At 63.9% G+C, this 18,434-nt stretch carries 16 protein-coding genes; 7 read left to right on the plus strand and 9 right to left on the minus strand.

What is annotated here, in order from left to right:
* Nucleotides 1–9: 9 nt before the first annotated feature.
* The 3 genes from EWF95_RS05040 to EWF95_RS05050 all read right to left on the minus strand — a co-directional run bounded on the left by EWF95_RS05040 (nucleotide 10) and on the right by EWF95_RS05050 (nucleotide 2,679).
* Nucleotides 10–1,110: a M20 family metallopeptidase gene (locus EWF95_RS05040; protein WP_142442946.1), complete on the minus strand. Its 1,101-nt coding sequence runs from the start codon at nucleotides 1,108–1,110 to the stop codon at nucleotides 10–12.
* 125 nt (nucleotides 1,111–1,235) lie between these two features.
* On the minus strand, nucleotides 1,236–1,814 hold the full coding sequence (locus EWF95_RS05045) for an archaellin/type IV pilin N-terminal domain-containing protein (protein WP_142442947.1): 579 nt from the start codon (nucleotides 1,812–1,814) through the stop codon (nucleotides 1,236–1,238).
* Nucleotides 1,815–2,097: 283 nt separating this feature from the next.
* Nucleotides 2,098–2,679, minus strand: coding sequence for an archaellin/type IV pilin N-terminal domain-containing protein (locus tag EWF95_RS05050; RefSeq protein WP_142442948.1), 582 nt, complete (start codon nucleotides 2,677–2,679; stop codon nucleotides 2,098–2,100).
* Between the two features lie 354 nt (nucleotides 2,680–3,033).
* Here EWF95_RS05050 and EWF95_RS05055 point away from each other — a divergent pair, with 354 nt between their 5' ends.
* The 4 genes from EWF95_RS05055 to EWF95_RS05070 all read left to right on the plus strand — a co-directional run bounded on the left by EWF95_RS05055 (nucleotide 3,034) and on the right by EWF95_RS05070 (nucleotide 7,954).
* Nucleotides 3,034–4,881: a PINc/VapC family ATPase gene (locus tag EWF95_RS05055; protein WP_142442949.1), complete on the plus strand. Its 1,848-nt coding sequence runs from the start codon at nucleotides 3,034–3,036 to the stop codon at nucleotides 4,879–4,881.
* Between the two features lie 269 nt (nucleotides 4,882–5,150).
* The gene (citZ, locus tag EWF95_RS05060) at nucleotides 5,151–6,287 is read left to right on the plus strand and encodes a citrate synthase (RefSeq protein ID WP_142442950.1); all 1,137 of its coding nucleotides are present in this window, start codon (nucleotides 5,151–5,153) and stop codon (nucleotides 6,285–6,287) included.
* Between the two features lie 60 nt (nucleotides 6,288–6,347).
* Nucleotides 6,348–6,767: a sterol desaturase gene (locus EWF95_RS05065; RefSeq protein WP_142442951.1), complete on the plus strand. Its 420-nt coding sequence runs from the start codon at nucleotides 6,348–6,350 to the stop codon at nucleotides 6,765–6,767.
* 11 nt (nucleotides 6,768–6,778) lie between these two features.
* Nucleotides 6,779–7,954: a glycoside hydrolase family 27 protein gene (locus tag EWF95_RS05070; RefSeq protein ID WP_142442952.1), complete on the plus strand. Its 1,176-nt coding sequence runs from the start codon at nucleotides 6,779–6,781 to the stop codon at nucleotides 7,952–7,954.
* A 13-nt stretch (nucleotides 7,955–7,967) separates the two neighbouring features.
* Here the strand turns inward: EWF95_RS05070 and EWF95_RS05075 are convergent, their stop codons facing one another.
* A complete protein-coding gene (locus EWF95_RS05075; RefSeq protein ID WP_142442953.1) occupies nucleotides 7,968–9,998 on the minus strand; it encodes a glycoside hydrolase family 15 protein in 2,031 nt (676 codons plus the stop codon).
* A 104-nt stretch (nucleotides 9,999–10,102) separates the two neighbouring features.
* Between EWF95_RS05075 and EWF95_RS13805 the strand changes: the two genes are divergently transcribed.
* Together EWF95_RS13805 and EWF95_RS05085 are read left to right on the plus strand one after the other, a co-directional pair.
* Nucleotides 10,103–12,433 carry an alpha-amylase family glycosyl hydrolase gene (locus EWF95_RS13805; RefSeq protein ID WP_142442954.1) on the plus strand — a complete coding sequence of 777 codons (2,331 nt, stop codon included), beginning with the start codon at nucleotides 10,103–10,105 and terminating at the stop codon, nucleotides 12,431–12,433.
* A gap of 71 nt (nucleotides 12,434–12,504) precedes the next feature.
* Nucleotides 12,505–13,551 carry a TrmB family transcriptional regulator gene (locus tag EWF95_RS05085; protein ID WP_142442955.1) on the plus strand — a complete coding sequence of 349 codons (1,047 nt, stop codon included), beginning with the start codon at nucleotides 12,505–12,507 and terminating at the stop codon, nucleotides 13,549–13,551.
* Nucleotides 13,552–13,561: 10 nt separating this feature from the next.
* Here the strand turns inward: EWF95_RS05085 and EWF95_RS05090 are convergent, their stop codons facing one another.
* The 5 genes from EWF95_RS05090 to proC form a co-directional block, all read right to left on the minus strand.
* Nucleotides 13,562–13,996, minus strand: a complete 435-nt coding sequence (locus EWF95_RS05090; protein WP_142442956.1) for a hypothetical protein — start codon at nucleotides 13,994–13,996, stop codon at nucleotides 13,562–13,564.
* Nucleotides 13,993–14,511, minus strand: a complete 519-nt coding sequence (locus EWF95_RS05095) for a DUF7342 family protein (protein ID WP_142442957.1) — start codon at nucleotides 14,509–14,511, stop codon at nucleotides 13,993–13,995. The genes EWF95_RS05090 and EWF95_RS05095 overlap by 4 nt, the downstream gene beginning before the upstream one ends.
* Nucleotides 14,512–14,578: 67 nt before the next feature.
* Nucleotides 14,579–15,952 carry a glutamate-5-semialdehyde dehydrogenase gene (locus EWF95_RS05100; RefSeq protein ID WP_394348577.1) on the minus strand — a complete coding sequence of 458 codons (1,374 nt, stop codon included), beginning with the start codon at nucleotides 15,950–15,952 and terminating at the stop codon, nucleotides 14,579–14,581.
* Entirely contained in the window at nucleotides 15,945–16,877 is a 933-nt protein-coding gene (gene proB / locus EWF95_RS05105) for a glutamate 5-kinase (protein WP_142442958.1), read from the minus strand. The genes EWF95_RS05100 and proB overlap by 8 nt, the downstream gene beginning before the upstream one ends.
* Entirely contained in the window at nucleotides 16,870–17,640 is a 771-nt protein-coding gene (gene proC, locus EWF95_RS05110) for a pyrroline-5-carboxylate reductase (RefSeq protein ID WP_142442959.1), read from the minus strand. Before proC ends, proB begins: the two co-directional genes overlap by 8 nt.
* 305 nt (nucleotides 17,641–17,945) lie before the next feature.
* On the opposite strand from proC, the gene EWF95_RS05115 reads away from it, so the two are divergent.
* Complete coding sequence (locus EWF95_RS05115; RefSeq protein WP_142442960.1) at nucleotides 17,946–18,356, plus strand: CBS domain-containing protein; 411 nt, start codon at nucleotides 17,946–17,948, stop codon at nucleotides 18,354–18,356.
* Nucleotides 18,357–18,434 lie beyond the last annotated feature (78 nt).

An 18,434-nucleotide genomic window follows, 5' to 3' on the forward strand; every position in this document is an offset into this window, starting at 1 on the left:
GCAGTCTGCTCACTCCAACTGCTCACCAGTAGCAATCCGCCGATACAGCTCGTAACACCGCTCAAGCACGTCGATCGAGACGCTCTCGGTCGCCGTATGTGCCTCGCCGGGTTCGGCCGCCCCACAGACAACGCAGTCGGTGCCGGCGTTCGCCAGCCAGCCCGCGTCGGTCGCATGTGGTTTGACGACCTGCTGGGGCTCGCCCGGCTGGACGGCGTCGGCCGCCGCGAGAACGCGATCAGCAAACGCCGGATCCTCACACGCCATCGGCGGGAGATCCTGGTCGACCGTCCACTCGACGCCCGCGATCGATTCGGCTGCCGCGAGGTCGGCGCGCTCGCCGGGCACGGTTCGCTCGTCGATCGTGACCGTACATTGGTCGGGGATCACGTTCCACGCGGAGCCGCCATCGATCTCGGTGACGGCGACGCTCCCGGAGAGCTTGTTGCCGAGTACCGTCGTTTCGGGTGCGTCGAGTAAGCGAACGATATCGACCGCATCGCAGGCGCGGTAGACCGCGTTGTCGGCGTCGTCGGGGCGGCTCGCGTGGCCCGCGGTGCCGCTAGCGAGGAGTGTGCTCCCGCGGCGACCCTTGTGGGCGATCGCCACATCGGTGACGCCGGCCGCGGAGTAGCCCGTCGAGCCCTCGGTGACAACGGCGGTATCGGGGCTGAACCCCTCATCGATGGCCGACTGCGCGCCGATCCCGCCCTGTTCCTCGCCGACGAAGCTCGCAAAGACGAGCTCGATCGCGGGCTCAGCGTCCCGAAACGCGAGCAGTGCGGCCGCCAGCGCGCCTTTCATGTCGGCGGTGCCACGACCGTAGAGCCGGCCATCGCGGTGATCGACGTGATAGTTCCCGTCGCCGTCGCGTTGCTCATCGGCCGGTGGGACGACATCGTGGTGACCGACGAGTGCGAGCGTGGGTGTTGCTGCCGTCGCTGCCGGCTGGCGACGCGCGATCACGTTGCCGGCGTCGTCGCGGCGAACCGTTGCGTCCGTCTCCTCGCGGAGCCATCGGGCGATAAAATCGCCGGCGGCGGTCTCGTCGTCGTGGCTTGGGATCTCAACGAGCGACCGGGTGAGCGAAACGACTGCCTCGCGGCTCATACGAGGAGTGGTGCGGCCGCTGGCAAAGTTCCACTGCCAGCGATGCTACAAGAGACGAGAGCAAAATGAAAGCTGAAGATCGGAACCGAGCCAGGTGCCGGTTCCGCCGCAGAAAACCCGACTACTTAGAGGATGTAGCTCGCGTCAGTGTCGATATTCCGTGGCGTTTTGAGCTCCTTGTAGGTCTGTCCACCTGCGGGGGATTGCAGGATGAGACTGACCGTCTCGGACTCCTCAAGTGGCTCAATGCCACTCTGGGCATCGAGATCGAGCTCAACGACGAGGATATCCTCTTGCTCTGTGAGCACTGACGTGCCATCCTCAAGGCTCTGTTGCTGGTAGTGTGTGATGGCACCGTTCTGGTTGTTGTTCCCGTTGACGACCGTCGCATTCCCGGTCGGACTAGAGATCGTATACGATGCCTGGCTCACGTTCACCGGATCGGAGCCGGAGGCCAGCTGAACCGACGCGTTCAGCGTGTCGATCGTGCCCTGAGAGTTATTATCAATACCGATCACTTCACCGATCTGGACAACATCACTCACTTCGGAAGTTGTCTCTTCGCCCGTTGCCTGTGCTTGTGCCTGCAGGAGGCCGGCGGTGTTGATTAGGACGCCCGCGGCGATCGCGGCGACTAACACCATCGCGATGAACACGATGAGCGTTCCAATCCCCACCTGACCTCGGGATTCTGTATCGAACATGGGTAGTGTGCGTCTGCCCGGAACGGCTGTGACGCTATCAGAGAAAAGTGAGAGGATAGATATAAACACACTGTCCAAATTATCATAACCAATAATATACAGTATGAGGTCAAAATAAAACGGCTTGTGTCGGGCGATTCTGGGCAGAAATATAAATTATTAATGTAGTATACTAATACTATTTTATAATGTAGAAATTTCTATATTTAGTCCGTGCAACGCGATCGCAGCGGTAAGTGAAGATCGTCAAAGAAAGGGATTCAGTGCAAAAAACGCGGACGCCTTAGAGGATGTAGGAGCTACCGTCTTCGATATTCCGCGGTGCCTGGAGTTGCTTGTAGGTCTGTCCGCCCGATGGCGCCTGCACGATCAGCGTAACCGTCTCCGATTCCGTCACTGGATCGATTCCGTTCTGTCCATCAAGGTCGAGCTGTGCAACGATGATGTCCTCCTGATCTTGGAGCACATTTTCGTCGGATGCAGCAAGCCCTTGCTGGTTGTAGTATGTGAGATCATCGTTCGCGGTTGAGTTCCCGTTCACAACGGTCGCACTACCACTCGGACTCGAAATCGTGTATGAGGTCTTGTTGAGATCGATCGGATCAGCACCGGATGCAAGGCGTAGTGACGCGTTGAGCTGGCTGATGTTGCCACCGTTGAGCGCGTCCTCACCGATAACCTCGCCGACCTGAATCACGTCGCTGACTTCCGCGGTTGTCTCTTCGCCCGTTGCCTGTGCTTGTGCCTGCAGGAGGCCAGCAGTGTTGATGAGAACGCCCGCGGCGATCGCGGCGACTAACACCATCGCGATGAACACGATGAGCGTTCCAATCCCAACCTGGCCTCTGGATTCTGTATCGAACATGAGTGTGTGCGCCTGCCCGGAACGGCGGTGACGCTGTTTGCGAAAAGTGAGAGAACAGATATAAACACACTGTCCAAATTATCAGACCAGATAATCTACGTATGATGGTAGAAATAAAACGCGTTGTGTCAGTCGGTTTTGATCAAAAATATAAATTATTAATGTAGTCTGCTAATGTTATTTTGTGATGTAGAATATCATATGTTTGGTCGGTGAGAGGGGTCGGTGAGAGGGGTCGTTGAAACAGGGTAATGCGTGGAGCCACAGATATAGCTCTCGGCGTGAGTTTTATACGCAAGTTCGCTGCGCATCGCCACGCATCACCCTTATGCGTCCGCCCGAGATAGGGGAGGTATGACTCTAGTGCCGGACACGAGCGCGGTCATCGACGGTCGTGTGTCCGAGCGAATCGACGACAGCGAGGGGTTGACGGTGTTGATACCGGAGGCCGTGGTCGGCGAACTCGAATCCCAAGCCAACGCGGGCTACGACAGCGGCTGGAGCGGGCTCGAAGAGCTCCAGCGGCTTGCAGGATTGGCCGACGAGGGCACAATCGACCTCCAGTACGTCGGCCGCCGGGCGAACGCGACCGAACAGGACGCTGCCGGCGAGGGCGAGGTTGACGCGATCATCCGCGATGTCGCCGCCGACAACGACGCCACGCTGCTGTCCAGTGATATCGTCCAATCCGAGGTGGCGAAAGCAAAGGGCCTCGATGTCGAATACATCGAACCCCGCGTCGACAGCGACGAGGGGCTGCCGATCGCCGACTTCTTCGATGAGGAAACGATGAGCGTCCACCTCAAAACCGGCACCCAGCCGAAGGCCAAACGCGGCGCGCTCGACGGGATGAGCTACAAGACCATCGACGACACCGTCAGCTCCGAAGCCCAGATGGACGAGTGGGCCGACAAGATCGAATCGCTGGCCCGCAGCAGCAACGAGGGATTCGTGGAGCTCTCCGAGCCCGGGATGACGATCATCCAGTACGAGGATTACCGGATCGCCGTCGCCCGCCCGCCGTTCTCGGATGGGATCGAGATCACGGCCGTCCGGCCGATCGCCAAAACGACACTGGACGACTACGTCTTCGACGACCGCCTCCGGGAGCGACTGCTCGAACAGGAGCGCGGCGTGCTCATCTCCGGCTCGCCCGGCGCGGGGAAATCGACGTTCGCCCAGGCGGTCGCGGAGTTCCTCACCGACAACGATTATGCGGTCAAGACGATGGAAAAGCCACGGGATCTCCAGGTCGGCGACGACATCACCCAGTACACCGCCCTCGGCGGCGACATGGCGACGACCGCCGACTCGTTGCTGCTTGTCCGCCCCGACTACACCATCTACGACGAGGTCAGGAAAACGGAGGATTTCGACGTGTTCGCGGATATGCGGCTCGCGGGCGTCGGCATGGTCGGCGTCGTCCACGCGACCCGCGCGATCGACGCCCTCCAGCGGCTCGTCGGCCGGGTCGAACTCGGGATGATCCCACAGGTCGTCGACACCGTCGTCTACATCGAGGCCGGCGAGGTTCACACGGTCTACGACGTGACGACCGAGGTCAAGGTGCCCGAAGGGCTCACCGCCGAGGACCTCGCCCGCCCGGTGATCCAAGTGACGGACTTCGAGACCGGCAAACCCGCCTACGAGATCTACACGTTCAACCGCCAGGTGATCACGGTGCCGCTCGACGACGAGTCGACTGACGACACCGGCGTCGACCGCATCGCCAAACAGGAGATCGAGCGAGAGATCCGCTCGGTCGCCCGCGGCCATGTCACCGTCGAGCTGACCGGCCAGAACAACGCCATCGTCTACGTCGAGGAAAGCGACATCTCGTATGTGATCGGTAAGGGTGGCGGCCGGATCAGCGATATCGAGGATCGCCTCGGCATCGATATCGATGTGCGCACCCACGAGGACAACCCCGAGGCGGGGACGGCCGCGGCCAACGGCACCGGCGGCGCGGAGACCAAGCCCGCCGGCGAGGTCGTCCAACCCGAGATCACCGCCCGCCACGTCGTCATCCGGATGGACGGCCACGTCGGCGAGACCGTCGAGGTACAGGCCGACGGCGAGTATCTCTTCACCGCGACGGTCAGCAGCGGCGGCGACATCCAGATCTCCCGCGGCTCGGCGATCGCCGAGGAGCTGGAGGACGCCATCGACCGGAAACAGCAGATCACGGTTGTTCCGGCGTAGGGATCACGATCATTCCGGCGCAGGGGATGATGATCGTCCCGGCGTAAGAGATCATGATCATTCCAGCGTAAGAGATCACAGTCGTTCCGGCAGTAGACGATACCGGCACAACAGCTGCGACAACTGCCCACGTGTCGGCATCGACAGCGAAAGGGCCGCAGTGGGCTGAAATACGTCCAGTTTTTGTCGGCTGAACTCGGTAGGGTTACACTCGCGTAACCGGTACGGAAACGATAACGCTTTTTTGAGGCTACTGAGAAGTGGAGTACATGTCTACCGAGCTGAAGCGGGGACTCGAAGGCGTGGTCGTCGCCGAATCCGATCTGAGCCATATCGACGGCGACGCAGGAGAGCTGATCTATCGTGGCTACGCCATCGAGGAACTCGCCCGCGAGGCCAGCTACGAGGAGACGCTGTATCTGCTGTGGCACGACGAGCTGCCGAGCGAGACCGAGCTCGCCGAGTTCAGCGACGCGATGGCCGCCGCCCGCGAACTCAACGACGGCGTCCTCGATATCATCCGCGAACTCGCCGCCAGCGGCGAGGAGCCGATGGCCGCCCTCCGGACGATCACCTCCGCGCTGTCGGCCTACGACCCCGACAGCGACGCCGAGTTCAACGACACCGAGGCCAACAACCGCAAAAGCCGCCGCATCACCGCGAAGATGCCAACGGCGTTAGCGGCCTACAACCGGCTCCGCAACGGCAACGAGCCGGTCGCACCCCGCGAGGATCTCGACCACGCCGCCAACTTCCTCTACATGCTCAACGACGAGGAGCCCGACGACGTGCTCGCCGAGACGTTTGATATGGCCCTCGTCCTCCACGCCGATCACGGCCTCAACGCCTCGACGTTCGCCGCGATGGTGACCGCCTCAACGCTGGCCGACCTTCACAGCGCGGTCACCTCGGCGATCGGCACCCTGTCGGGCAGCCTTCACGGCGGTGCCAACGCCGACGTGATGCGGATGCTACAGGCCATCGACGACGACGCACTCGATCCCGTGGCGTGGGTGAAAGACGCCATCGACCGCGGCGAGCGCATCGCCGGCTTCGGCCACCGCGTGTACAACGTCAAAGATCCGCGCGCGAAGATCCTCGGCGAGGAGAGCGAAGCCCTCGGTGAGGCTGCCGGCGACACGAAGTGGTACGAGATGTCGGTCGCCATCGAGGACTACATCAGCGAGGAGAAAGGCCTCGCGCCGAACGTCGACTTCTACTCGGCGACGACCTACTACCAGATGGGGATCCCGATCGATCTCTACACCCCCATCTTTGCGATCGCCCGCTCGGGCGGTTGGATCGCCCACGTTCTCGAACAGTGGGAGGACAACCGCCTGATCCGCCCGCGAGCGCAGTACACCGGCGACACCGACGCCGAGTTCGTGCCCCTCGACGAGCGGTAGACTCCCCGCCTGCGACCGGTAGCGGACAGTATTTTACCTGCTGCAGTAGTTGATTCGATAATGCGTTCATCGCTACAGTGGCTCCTCGGCGGGGCGACAGGGCTAGTTGTCGGTGGCGGTTGCTACTGGCTCGTTGGTGACCCGGTGCTCGCTGCTGTCACCGGGGTTGTGTGGGGTGTTGGTCTCGCGCTCACCGCTCGGTCGGCCAGACACCACCCGTCATCCACAGGCGTGACTGACTGGCGGAGTGCCCGGTGGATCGGCCTCGGAACAGGGGGGATCACGCTGGCAGCCCTCCTCGGGGTGAGTCCGTCGCTGCCGATCTCGGCGGAGCTACGGCTCGCGCTTGGGCTCCTTATCATCGGCACCGGCCTGCTGGCAACGACGACGGCGAGGCTGGCCGAGAATGAACGGCAAGGTGGCACAGCAACGACAACCAAACGCGATAAGACGACGACTGCGGAGCAGTCGATCGAGTAAGTGGTTCTGCGATGACTGACGACCGCCCCCGCCAACTCGCCCGGACGCCGCCGATGGGCTGGAACTCCTGGAACGCGTTTAGCTGCGACGTAACGGAGGCCGACATCCGCGCCGCGGCCGACGCCCTCGTTGACACCGGCCTGCGCGAGGCGGGCTACGAGTACGTCGTCGTCGACGACTGCTGGATGGCCAGTGAGACCGACAGCGACGGCCGCCTCCAGCCGTCGGCCGACTTTCCGAACGGGATGGCTGCCCTCGCCGACTACGTCCACGACCGCGACCTCAAATTCGGTCTCTATTCCTCGGCGGGAAGCCACACCTGCCAAGGCTATCCCGCGAGCCTCGGGCGCGAACGCCTGCACGCCGAACAGTTCGCCGCCTGGGGCGTCGACTACCTCAAATACGACAACTGCGGCGATCACGCTGGCCGCGAGGCCGTCGACCGCTACGCCGCGATGGGCGAGGCCCTCGCCAGCGTCGACCGCGATATCGTCTACAGCATCTGCGAGTGGGGCGAAAACGCACCGTGGGAGTGGGGCCGCAACGTCGGCGGCCACCTCTGGCGAGCGACCGACGACCTCGTCGCTAAATGGCGGGCCAACCCCGACGAGTTCGGCCTCGGGATCGCCGACGTGATCGACCGGATGGCCGCCATCGACGCGGCCGCGGCCCACGGCCCCGGCGGGTGGAACGATCCCGATATGCTACAGATCGGCAACGGTCCCGACTCCGGACAGTCCGAACACGAGGCCGTGGATGTGCAGCGACCGCTGACCAAAGCCGAACGCCGGAGCCATTTTGCGTTCTGGTGTCTGCTGGCCGCGCCGCTCATGATCGGGGCCGATCTCACGTCGCTGTCGACGTTCGACCGCGAGTTGCTGACCAACGAGCGGCTGCTCGCTATCGATCAGGATTCACTCGGCATCCAGGGAACGCCGGATCGACGCGGCGATGACGCGGAGGTGTGGAGCAAACGGTTGCGGGATGGCGGTGCGGTCGCGTTCCACAACCGCGGCGACGCCGAGCGTGAGATTTCGACACACGTCTCGGCGGTCGGCGTGCCGGCGGGTGCCGACCGCTATCGCGTGTGTGACTGCTGGACGGGCACCGAGTGGGAAACGGGTGGGTCGCTTGCGATGACGGTTGAACCGCGTGATACCGCTATCGTTCGCGTGACGCCAGGGTAAAAACAATCCTCACTCAGTCGTCGGCAACAACCTTGTGCGCCGCATACAGCATCCCGCGTTCGTCCATCAGCGACACCGTCGCCAGCCGGAGGGCGTGGGGCCACCCCAGCGGCGTCGCGCTGTCGGGTTCGCCGGTGTCGAAATACTGCTCGGGCAGGTAGCTGGTGTCCTCACAGAGTTCTCCGCCCGGCAAGACGAGTTCGAGCAGCTCCCGTGCTTTGGCAGCGGCGTCGACCGCGCGGTCGTCGTCGTTGTCGGCCAGCAGGGCGGCCAGCTGGGCGGCGGCGTTGGCCCCCCAGCCGGTCGAGACCGTCCAGATCTTCTCGTGGGCCTGCTCGCCCTGCCGCCAGCCGTCGCCCTCGTAGCGGAACAGCCCGGCGATCTCGCTGTCGGCTGGCTCATGCCAGAGGGCTTCGATCATGGTGTGGACGTGGGAGTCGAGTTTGTCCAGCCGGTCGTCGTCGACGGTGGCGACCTGGTCGTAGGTCAGATGCGCGCCGATCAGGCCGAGCGTCGCCGAATCCGCCCGGCGGTCAAGGCCGCCCGCGCCGTGTTCTCTGAGCGCGTAGAGGCCGCGATCCGACAGCCAGAGATCGTCGATCGCATGATAGACACGGTGGGCCTGGTCGAGGGCGTGATCGGCCATCGGGAGGTCGGTCGCCGCCAGCGCGCTGTAGGCCTCCAGGAAGGTCGCGGTCGTATGGGTAAACCGACCGATCGAGTCCTCCCAGGCGTTCTGACAGACCATCGGGCGGCCGTCATCGAGTAAGGTTTCATCGAGGCTGTCGACAGCATCGTCCAGCGTGTCGACGACGCGGGCTTCGAGATCAGCATCGTCGATGCCGGCGGCGTAGTAGCTCGCCAGGAAGGCGATGACGCTGCCGGTCTGGTCGGCCTGGTAGTCGACGCCGTCGCCGGCTTCAAGCCGGGCGTTGGCCCACCCGGGCGCGAGCGCGCCGTTGTGCGGCCAGACGCGGTGGGGCCAGCTGCCGTCCTCGCGCTGGGTCTCACAGTATGCTCGCGCGCTGCGGGCATGCCAGTCATCCAAGCCGAGACCGAGATGCTGGTCAGATTCCAGGACGAACAGCGAGATCTCGGCGTCATCGCGGAACCACGTGTAGCCGTAGCCGCCCGAGTGGCGGTAGTACGGGTCAAAATCCGGGCCAGCCATCCGGAGGCCGGTCGTGCCGGTCAAAAGCGAGAGCACGCGCACATCGGCCGACACCGAATCCGCCAGCGGAAGGTCATCGGTGTCGTCGAGGGAGGCTGTCGCCGCGGCCGCCTCCTCGAAGGCTTCGCGGTCGGAGTACTCGGTGCGGAACGTTTCCATCCGGTCGAGGGCGTCCTCGCGGTCGGTCTCCTCCCAGTCGGTCAACAGCGTGATGAGCGTCGTGGTACCGTTGTCCAGCGGGAGCCAACAGACCAGATCGCCGCTGAGGCGATCCTCGGCGTAGCGGCCGTCGTGTGGCGGGCGCGGATACTCGGTCGGCTCCTCGGAGATCAGGTCGTCGAAGGAGGCCGGGATCTGGCCGCGGATGCCGGCGAAGCCGGTCGAACTGCCGAGGAAATCGTGTTCGGTCTCGTGATAGACCTCGATCACGTCCTCGTGGTGGAGCTGTCCGAGGCGGCTGTGGCGGCCATCGGGGGCCAGCGAGACGTAGGCGATGATCTCGGCGTGTTCGGCGACCGTCTCGAAATGTGTCAGGTGGGCGTTGCCGATCGTGAGATCGAGCTCAGTCACCTCGCCGATCGGCGTCTCGTGGACAGTCTCGACGAGGCCGGTGGCCTCATAGTAGGTCTGGGTTGAGCTGGCGTCGTCGAACCAGAACTTTTCGTCGCCGAGGCTGAGGCCGAACCGGGAGCGTTCCAGCCCGGTCAGCCCCGACAGTGGGTAGCCAAAATCACGGATCACGCCCTCGTCGATGTGTACCAGCCGGCCGTCACCGCCGGAAAACCGCCCGGTGAGCGTCCGCCGCTCGCCGGGGAAGAGCGTGCTGTCACCTGACGACCGCTTGTAGTCGTCAAGTGCGTCACGGAGTTGCATACCTGTTCTCAAGTGGTCACCCGTATTAATTCTTGGTGTATTTGTTGTTCACACGTTTTTCGAAACGACAACAGTGAAGATGGTTCGACCCACTGTACTGTCACATGGACAACATCGGGCCACCACGATTCGTCGCTGTCGGCGAGACCGTCGAGTTGGCCCCCTGGAACCCCGATCCCGCGGCCGAGTACACGTGGCGGCTCGTCGACGCCCCGGCCGAGAGCCGACTGAGCGTCGGCGACGAGGCGGTCGTCACCGTCACCCCAGACCAGCCGGGCAGCTACCGGTTTGCGCTCGCGGGGCCGAGCGGCACCCACAGCCAGCGCGTGTTTGCGTTTCCCCACACCCGCAGCAAGATGGCGTTGACGCTGCCGTTTGCCGAGCTGCCGGTCGAGCCGGCGACGATCGATCGCGTCTCCGTCGTCGGCCCGTTTAACGACCACCGCGTCGGTGCCAACCGACCGCGACGCGCCGACGACCGCTTCGTGCTCGAAGTCGAGTTGCCGCCCGGCACCCACCATTACGGCTTCTGTCTCGACGACGATTTCGGCCGACAGATCCACGACTCGGTGACCGTCCTCGGGCCGGGGCGACCACGCTGCGCGCTGTCGGCGAGGGTCGACGATGAAAGCGAGCAGGTCGTCGTGACCGCCGAGCCGACGGCCGCCCCTGACAGCGAGCTTGGCGACGACGAGCTAGACGTGAGATTCGTTGTCGACGACCGCGATTCGATCCCGGATGCGGCGGTCGACACTGATGGCCGAATCTGTCGCGTTGCTGCCGACGCCGTCGACGACCGACTCCGGGTGCATGCGGTCGCCGTCGGCGAGCGACACTCTGTCGCCGACACGGTCGATGTGCGGCACACCGAGACCGGCGAGGTCGAGATTCGCTCCCCTACCGAGCCGCCGGCGTGGGCCGAATCGCCGACGGTGTATGAGATCTTCGTGCGATCGTTTGCCGGCGAAACCCCACAGACAACGTTTTCCGAGATCGAACGCCGGATCGAGTATCTCGAATCGCTCGGCGTCGACATGCTGTGGCTGACACCGATCCTCGCCAGCCCGACCGACCACGGCTACCACATCACCGACTACTTCAGCACAGCAGCGGATCTGGGCGACCGCACCGATTTTGCGTCGCTGGTCGATCGCTGTCACGAGGCCGGGATCCGGGTCGTCTTCGATCTCGTGATCAACCACACCTCCCGCGATCACCCGGCGTTTCAGCTCCACTCGGCCGGCGTCGACGGCTACGACGATCGCTACGTCCGGGTGCCCCGCGACGACGACAGCACCGACATCGCGTGGGCCGGCGACGGGAGCCCGGAGTTTTACTTCAACTGGTCGCGGATCCCGAATCTCAACTACGGCTCGCTGGCGGTTCGACGCTGGATACTGGATGTCGTCGACGAGTGGGTCGATCTCGTCGATGGCTTTCGGTGTGATATCGCCTGGGGCGTCCCCCATGGCTTCTGGAAGGAGGTCGCCGAGGGAGTCCCCGCCGACTTTCTCATGCTCGATGAGACGATCCCCCACGATCCACAGTACCACGAAGCCGAGTTTACGATGCATTACGACAGCACCCTCCACGAGACGCTGCGGGCGATCGGGAACGGCGAGGAGCCCGCCCGCGCGATCTTTGAGGCCCTTGAGACGGTCGAAACATCGGGGTTCCCCGAGTCGGCGGTGCACCTCCGATATGTCGAAAACCACGACGAAAGCCGGTATCTCGGCGAGTGCGGCGAGCCAGCGTTGCGAGCGGCGGCGGCGGCGACGTTCACCCTGCCGGGCGCGCCACTGATCTACTACGGCCAGGAACGCGGCATGACCGTCGACCGTGGGCCGATGAAATGGCACGATGGCGACACGGAACTAACCGATTTTCATCGATCGCTGTCGCGGCTGCGAGACGAGTATCCGGTGTTGGGCGATGGGGAGGTCGAACAGGTGTCAGTCGGTGTCGTCACCACGACCGCGGCGATGACGACAGACACAGCGGCGGATGTAGTCGACAGCGCAGGTGAGGACGGGGAGAACCGCGCTGGCGACGACAGCGACACCAGAGGCGACCCCGCTGACACCGCAGCCGACGATACTGACGCCACGCGTACCGACGACAGCAGCGATACGACAACAGACGATGCCGGTGACAGCGACAGGACGAAAGCTGACGACGATGCTGACAGCCTGCGAATCACCGACGAACCACAACACGTCGTCGCCTTCGCCCGCGACAACGGCGACCAGCGGCTGCTCGTCGTGCTCAACTTCGGGGAGATCCCGGCGACCGTTAGCCTGCCGACCGCCGTCGGCGACACCGATCTTCGAACCGGGAATCCGCTGCGGAAGCGACATGATCCGCGGGAGGAGGAGGAAGACAAACACTACGTTGTCGTCGATGATGTGATCGTCTGTCGGCCGGTCGCAACGTGATCGGCTGCCGGCCGGATTCGGCGATTCCACCAGCCACGGACTGTTAAGTAGGAGCCGCCGCCACTACCGATATGGACGACGCTACCCTCCGGGCGCATCTTCGCCGGTTCGGCTTCTCCGAGAAGGAGGTCGACACCTATCTCACCCTGTTGGCCCACGGCGAGGCGAAGGCGAGTACGATCGCGGAGGTCGCCGGCGTCTCCAAACGCTACGTCTACAGCGTCAGCGAGGCCCTCGCGGATCGCGGCTTCGTCGAGGTCAACGACCACGTCGTCCCGACGCGCATCCGTGCGCGGCCGCCCGAAACGGTCGTCAAACAGCTTGTCACCGACGCCGAGGCGATCAAGCCCGCCCTCGAAGCGCGCTACACCCGAACCGAGCCCGCGGCCGATCAGTTCGAGGTCGTCAAAAGCCGCGAAACCGTCCTCAAGCGGATTCAGGGCATCATCGCCGACAGCGAGACGGAGTTGACGCTGTCACTGCCGATCGGTCGGCTCTCAGAAGTCGCTGACGAACTGGAGGCCGCCGTCGACCGCGGCGTGCTGGTGACGCTGTTGATCACCGAAACCGACGAGCCGCCGGCGGACTGCTGTGGGGTGGCGAGTATCACCCGGATCTGGGGGGAGCCGATGCCGGCGATGGTGACCGCCGACGACCGAGTTGGGTTGGTCGCCCCCGCGGAGATGCTGACCTCAACCCACAGCGAGACGCAGGCGATCGTCTTTGCCCACCCACAGCTCGGTCCTGTGATCGTCGGCTCCTTTTTCGGTAACTACTGGCCGGTCGGCACCGAGGTCGCGGTCACCGAGCCCGCCGGCCTTCCGCTGACCGAGACCAACTTTCGATCGATCGTCGTGGAGGCAACCCTGCGGTGTCGCAAAGAAACCCCGCTGGCCGCTCGGATCGAAGGTCGGTGGACGGAAACGAGTGAAGCAGTCGATATCGAGTGTCGAATCGTCGGCGTGACACAGGGGCTGATCGAGCCGACAAACAGCCAGTTCCCGATCGAGGCGAGTCTGACGATCGATGCCGACGGCGAAACCTACACCGTCGGCGGCGAGGGCGCGTTTATCGAGGATATCGAAGCCGAGCGCGTGACGCTCAGCGAAGCAGCGTAGTCGACGACGCCTATGGCTCTGTGAGCGTCGGGAGTCGAACTGAAAACAGCTCGTCGAGACAGATCCACAGCAGTTTCGGCGGTGTCGTCGCCGCAAAGTCGGTTGCCTCGTAGATCGGCTCGTCATCCTCGGGTTGTTCGTACTGGAAGTGTGTCGCGCCGAGGTCGGGATGATCGTTGTCGCGGTGCCAGCCGCAGTGAAACCCGGTGTTTGGGTCGGTGTAATCGATCCGGAACTCATCGCGCGCAAGCCACCAGCGAACCTCGATCCGCGGCGACTCAGGGCCGGTGGCTGGCTCGATCCGGGCGGGCGCGACCGAGGCGACAAGATACCGTTGCTGGACTGCGTCGGGTTCGTAGCGCGTCGCCGTGATCTCGGGTTGTCGCCGGAGTACGTCACGGAGTTCACGGTAGACCGCCGGATTGGGCGATCCCGGCGGTGTCATACTGGCGCGGGCGTTGCGTCGTCGGCGAAGCGGTCATAGAGCCGGAGGGTGTCCTCGACGAGCGATCGGCGATACTGCAGCTGCTCCCACTCGCCGGCAACACGGCGGTATTCGTCGGCTGTCGCCGCATCGGTCGTCTCGCCGATCGCCGCTCGGAGTTCGTTCGGCGTCTCGGTGTCGTACTCATCTTGCCACCGGCGGAGCTGGTCGGTGATCTCGGTCAGCCGGTCGGCCAGCTCGTCGGCGGTGTGGTCGGCATAGAGGCTGTGCATCTCGGCGAGATACTGGCCGACCGGGTCGGGTCGGTAGACCGTTTTCCCGCCGGCCTCGCTCGTTTCGAGTTTGCCGTCCGCAACGAGGCGGTCGAGGTACTTGCTGGCCGTCTCGTGGGCGACCTCGGCTTCGCCCGCGATCCAGTTGGCGGTTCGCGGCTCGCTCAGCGTCGTTGCCACCGATCGGACGCGGTCGGCAGCCGACACTGACTCCGTCCAACCGGGTCGCTCGGCGTTGCTCATACCCCGCTCTTCGCGCCGTGATTAGAAATAAATTGGGTGCATTGGGATTATTTCGAACTATCGAACCCTACCGCGACAGCTCGCCGGGCACCCACTCGCCGTCGAACTCCTCGTGGGTGAACGGCCGGGGATCGTCACCGGCGTAGGTCGCCACGAGGTGACCGTCGCCTTCGAGATGGTATTTGTAGGTCGTCAACCCTTCGAGGCCAACTGGGCCGCGGGCGTGGATCTTGCCGGTCGAGATGCCGACTTCCGCGCCGAGGCCGAACCGATAGCCATCGGAAAAGCGGGTGGAGGCGTTGTGGAAGACGCTCGCCGAATCGAGGCTGCGCATGAATCGCCCGGCGTGGTCGGCGTCTTCGCTGATGATCGATTCGGTGTGTTTCGAGCCGTGTTCGGTGATGTGGTCGAGGGCGTCCGCGAGTGAGTCGACAACCTTGATCGCAATGATGAGGTCGCCGTACTCGGTTTCCCAATCGGCCTCGCTGGCTGCGGCGACATCGACGATCTCCCGAGTTCGTTCGTCGCCGCGAACCTCAACGTCGGCCGCGGCGTAGCGTTTGACGATCTGGGGGAGGTAGTCGTCGGCGACCGACTCGTGGACGAGCAGCGTTTCGACGGCGTTGCAGACCGCGGGGTACTGCACCTTGGCGTCGAAGGCAACCTCGGTCGCCATATCCAGGTCGGCCTCGCGGTCGACGAAAATGTGACAGATCCCCTCGGTGTGGCCGAGAACGGGGATCGAGGTGTTGTCCTGGACGTACTCGACGAAGGAGGAACTCCCGCGTGGCATCAGCAGGTCGATCGACTCGTCCATGTCGAGCATGGCAGTCACGTCGGCTCGGGCCTCGACGAGCTGGGCCCAGCCCTCGGGGATCGCGTCGTGGTCGGCGGTCGCCTCCCGGATGAGCTCAAAGAGCACGCGGTTGGACTCGCTGGCCTCGCTGCCGCCTTTGAGCATCACGCTGTTGCCGGATTTCAGCGCGAGCGCGGCGATCTGGACGAGCGCGTCGGGCCGGGATTCGAAGACGGTGCCGACGACGCCGATGGGAACGGCGAGCTTGTACAGTTCGAGATCCTCATCGAGTTCGCGGGCAACGAGCGTCTCGCCGAGTGGGTCGTCCTGGCCGGCGACGCTGCGTACCATCTCGACGATGCTGTCGAGTTTCGCATCCGAGAGTTTGAGGCGGTCGACGAGGGCCTGGGTGTACTCGCCGGCTTCGAGCAGCTCCTCGGCGGCCTCGACATCCTCGGCGTTGGCCGATTGGATCGCTTCGCGGTTGTCGTCGATGGCGTCGGCGATCGCGTGCAGTGCGGCCTGTCGGTCGGCGTCGTCGACGTTGGCGAGATCGAGCGCGGCTGCCTCGGCGGCGTCGACTTTCGCGTCGATGGCCTGGTCAGTCAGTCCGGCGTCGTCGCCGGTGGCGTCGGTATCACTCATTGTCAACACCGTTGATCGGGAGAAATATCGTTCCTACGGTTTCACCGTCGGCGATCCGCGCCAACACGTCGGGCTCGGTCGAGGCCGCGATGATGCCGGGCAGCCCGTGTTCGCTGACGCGGCGCGCACCCTCGACTTTGGTCTGGATGCCGCCGAAGCTCTCGGTCGAGCTCTCGTCAACGATGGCCTGTACCTCGTCGTAGTTCGCCCCGACAGCGTCGATCAGCTCGGCGTTGGCGTCGGTTTTCGGGTTCCCGGTGTAGACGCCGCCCACGTCGGTCAGCGTCACCAGCAGGTCGCCGTCGATGCCGATGGCGACCGACGACGACAGCCGGTCGTTGTCGCCGATCCGGAGCTCCTCGGTGGCGATGGCGTCGTTTTCGTTGATGATCGGAACGACGCCCCACTCCAGCAGCGTCTCGATGGTGTTGCGGATGTTCGTGAAGCGATCGGGGTTGTCGAGATCGTGTTGGGTGAGAAGGATCTGGGCGACCTTGGTGTCGTAGCGGGCGAAGCTCTCGCTGTAGGCCGTCATCAGCTGACTTTGGCCGATCGTCGAGAGTGCCTGGGATTCCTCGATGGTGTCGCTTTCGTAGCCGATCCGGCCGATCCCGGCTCCGACAGCCCCCGAGGAGACGAGGACGACCTGCTTGCCGCGATCGCGGAGGTCGGTGATGTCGTCGACGAGCTTGTGGAGCTTCGACAGCGAGAGATTCGACTCGTCGTCGGTCAGCGAGTTGGTGCCGGCCTTGACGACGACGCGGTCGGCGGCAGCGGCCTGCTGTCGGGCAGCCGTGATTGCCTCGGCGTCGAGAGCGGCGGTGTCGGCCGCGTCGGCGTCGGCAGCCGTAGCGGTATCGGTAGTCACAGCGGTGTCGGTAGCCACAGCGTCGTCGGCATCGCCGCTGTCGGCACCGTCACTCATCGTCGAACCCGGCGGCCATCTCGCGGGATCGCTCCTCGGCGGCGTGGACGGCCGCGGCCACCTCCGCATCGACATCGCTGTCCCACAGCAGCTCCATCCCCTCGATGGTCGTCCCGCCCGGCGAGCAGACCGCGTCGATCAGCTCGTCGATGGATTTCTCGGACTGGAGGACGGTCTCGGCCGCACCCTTGAACGTCTGGGCGGCCAGTGTTTCGGCCTGTTCCTCGCCGAGGCCGCTGTCGACGCCGGCGTCGGCCATCGCGCCAATGAGGTAAAAGACGAAGGCGGGGCCGCTGCCGTTGAGCGCGGTGGCGATATCCATCTCTGACTCCGTGATCTCGGCGTACTCGCCGACCTCGTCGAGAAGTGCGCGCACCGTATCGTCGACCGCGCCGGTGGCCGCGGCGGCCATGTTCCGCGTTTCGGCGTTGAGATTCGGCATCAGCCGGACGATCTTCGCCTCGGTGAGATCGTCGAGATAGTCGATGGAGACACCGGCGGCAATCGAGATCAGGGTCTGATCGGCGTCAAGATCGAGTGCCGGCAGCAGGTCGCCGACCGAGTCGGGTTTGACCGCCAACACGACGTAGTCGGCCTCGGCGGCGACCGCGAGATCGTCGGTCGTCTCACAGTAGTCGGCGACCGACTCGCGGGCGTCGGGGTCGATGTCGCAGCCGACGAGGGTGTGGTCGCCGCTCGCGGCGAGGCCCTGCAGGAGAGCCCCGCCCATGTTGCCGCAGCCAACAACGCTCAGGTGAGTCATGTCCGGGTAAGCGGGCGAGACGGACATAGGCACTTTGATTTCGCCGTCGCTGTGGTGCCGCTGGCTATTCGCGCTCGAAGACCGCGGTGACGGTGTCGCGGGCGATCCACGGCACCATCTGGGTGATTCGTTGTCGACCCGAGCGGTGGTCTCTGGTGGTCGGGGCGATGACTCATGGCGGGTGCGTGGTGAGGAGTGGAAAATGCCTGTACAATCGATTGTTTTCAGTAGATTATCGAAACAAGTGTATTGCAATATCTACTCTGTATCAACACTTATACATATAAATCACGCGTACTATCAGTATGGAAATCGAAGCCGTTCCAGTCGAGCAACTCATGACGACCGATCTTGTAACCGTCACCGCAGATGAAGGGGTCGAGTCGGCCGCTGGCACCATTCTCGAAAAGGAAGCCGGCTCGTTGGTGGTCCTTGATGACGATGATCAGATCGCCGGGATTCTCACCTGTACTGATCTTGCGAAACTCGTCTCCGACGGGGCCGTCCCCGCGGATGCAGACGTCGGCGACTACATGACCGAGGACGTGACCACAACCGACCCGGAGGAGTCGATTCAGGACGCCGCGGTGAAGATGCTGACCGGACAGATCCAACACCTGCCCGTTGTCGATAGCGACGACGCGGTGGTCGGAATGCTTTCGACGACAGACCTCACCGCTCATCTCACCTACATGGACAGCAGCGGGACGGAGTAACAGACCACGTATCGAGCCGCTTGCGACCGCCGGCGTGAGAGTGTGACGCCTCGCGGTCGTCGTTGCGGAACGCCAGTG

The organism is Halonotius roseus (assembly GCF_006861655.1).
In the GTDB taxonomy this organism is placed as follows: Archaea; Halobacteriota; Halobacteria; order Halobacteriales; family Haloferacaceae; genus Halonotius; species Halonotius roseus.

Bases quoted from the DNA above. Each gene is read 5' to 3' on its own strand.
- EWF95_RS05040 (WP_142442946.1), bottom strand. From the start codon at position 1,110: ATGAGCCGCGAGGCAGTCGTTTCGCTCACCCGGTCGCTCGTTGAGATC.
- EWF95_RS05045 (WP_142442947.1), bottom strand. From the start codon at position 1,814: ATGTTCGATACAGAATCCCGAGGTCAGGTGGGGATTGGAACGCTCATC.
- EWF95_RS05050 (WP_142442948.1), bottom strand. From the start codon at position 2,679: ATGTTCGATACAGAATCCAGAGGCCAGGTTGGGATTGGAACGCTCATC.
- EWF95_RS05055 (WP_142442949.1), top strand. From the start codon at position 3,034: ATGACTCTAGTGCCGGACACGAGCGCGGTCATCGACGGTCGTGTGTCC.
- citZ (WP_142442950.1), top strand. From the start codon at position 5,151: ATGTCTACCGAGCTGAAGCGGGGACTCGAAGGCGTGGTCGTCGCCGAA.
- EWF95_RS05065 (WP_142442951.1), top strand. From the start codon at position 6,348: ATGCGTTCATCGCTACAGTGGCTCCTCGGCGGGGCGACAGGGCTAGTT.
- EWF95_RS05070 (WP_142442952.1), top strand. From the start codon at position 6,779: ATGACTGACGACCGCCCCCGCCAACTCGCCCGGACGCCGCCGATGGGC.
- EWF95_RS05075 (WP_142442953.1), bottom strand. From the start codon at position 9,998: ATGCAACTCCGTGACGCACTTGACGACTACAAGCGGTCGTCAGGTGAC.
- EWF95_RS13805 (WP_142442954.1), top strand. From the start codon at position 10,103: ATGGACAACATCGGGCCACCACGATTCGTCGCTGTCGGCGAGACCGTC.
- EWF95_RS05085 (WP_142442955.1), top strand. From the start codon at position 12,505: ATGGACGACGCTACCCTCCGGGCGCATCTTCGCCGGTTCGGCTTCTCC.
- EWF95_RS05090 (WP_142442956.1), bottom strand. From the start codon at position 13,996: ATGACACCGCCGGGATCGCCCAATCCGGCGGTCTACCGTGAACTCCGT.
- EWF95_RS05095 (WP_142442957.1), bottom strand. From the start codon at position 14,511: ATGAGCAACGCCGAGCGACCCGGTTGGACGGAGTCAGTGTCGGCTGCC.
- EWF95_RS05100 (WP_394348577.1), bottom strand. From the start codon at position 15,952: ATGAGTGATACCGACGCCACCGGCGACGACGCCGGACTGACTGACCAG.
- proB (WP_142442958.1), bottom strand. From the start codon at position 16,877: ATGAGTGACGGTGCCGACAGCGGCGATGCCGACGACGCTGTGGCTACC.
- proC (WP_142442959.1), bottom strand. From the start codon at position 17,640: ATGACTCACCTGAGCGTTGTTGGCTGCGGCAACATGGGCGGGGCTCTC.
- EWF95_RS05115 (WP_142442960.1), top strand. From the start codon at position 17,946: ATGGAAATCGAAGCCGTTCCAGTCGAGCAACTCATGACGACCGATCTT.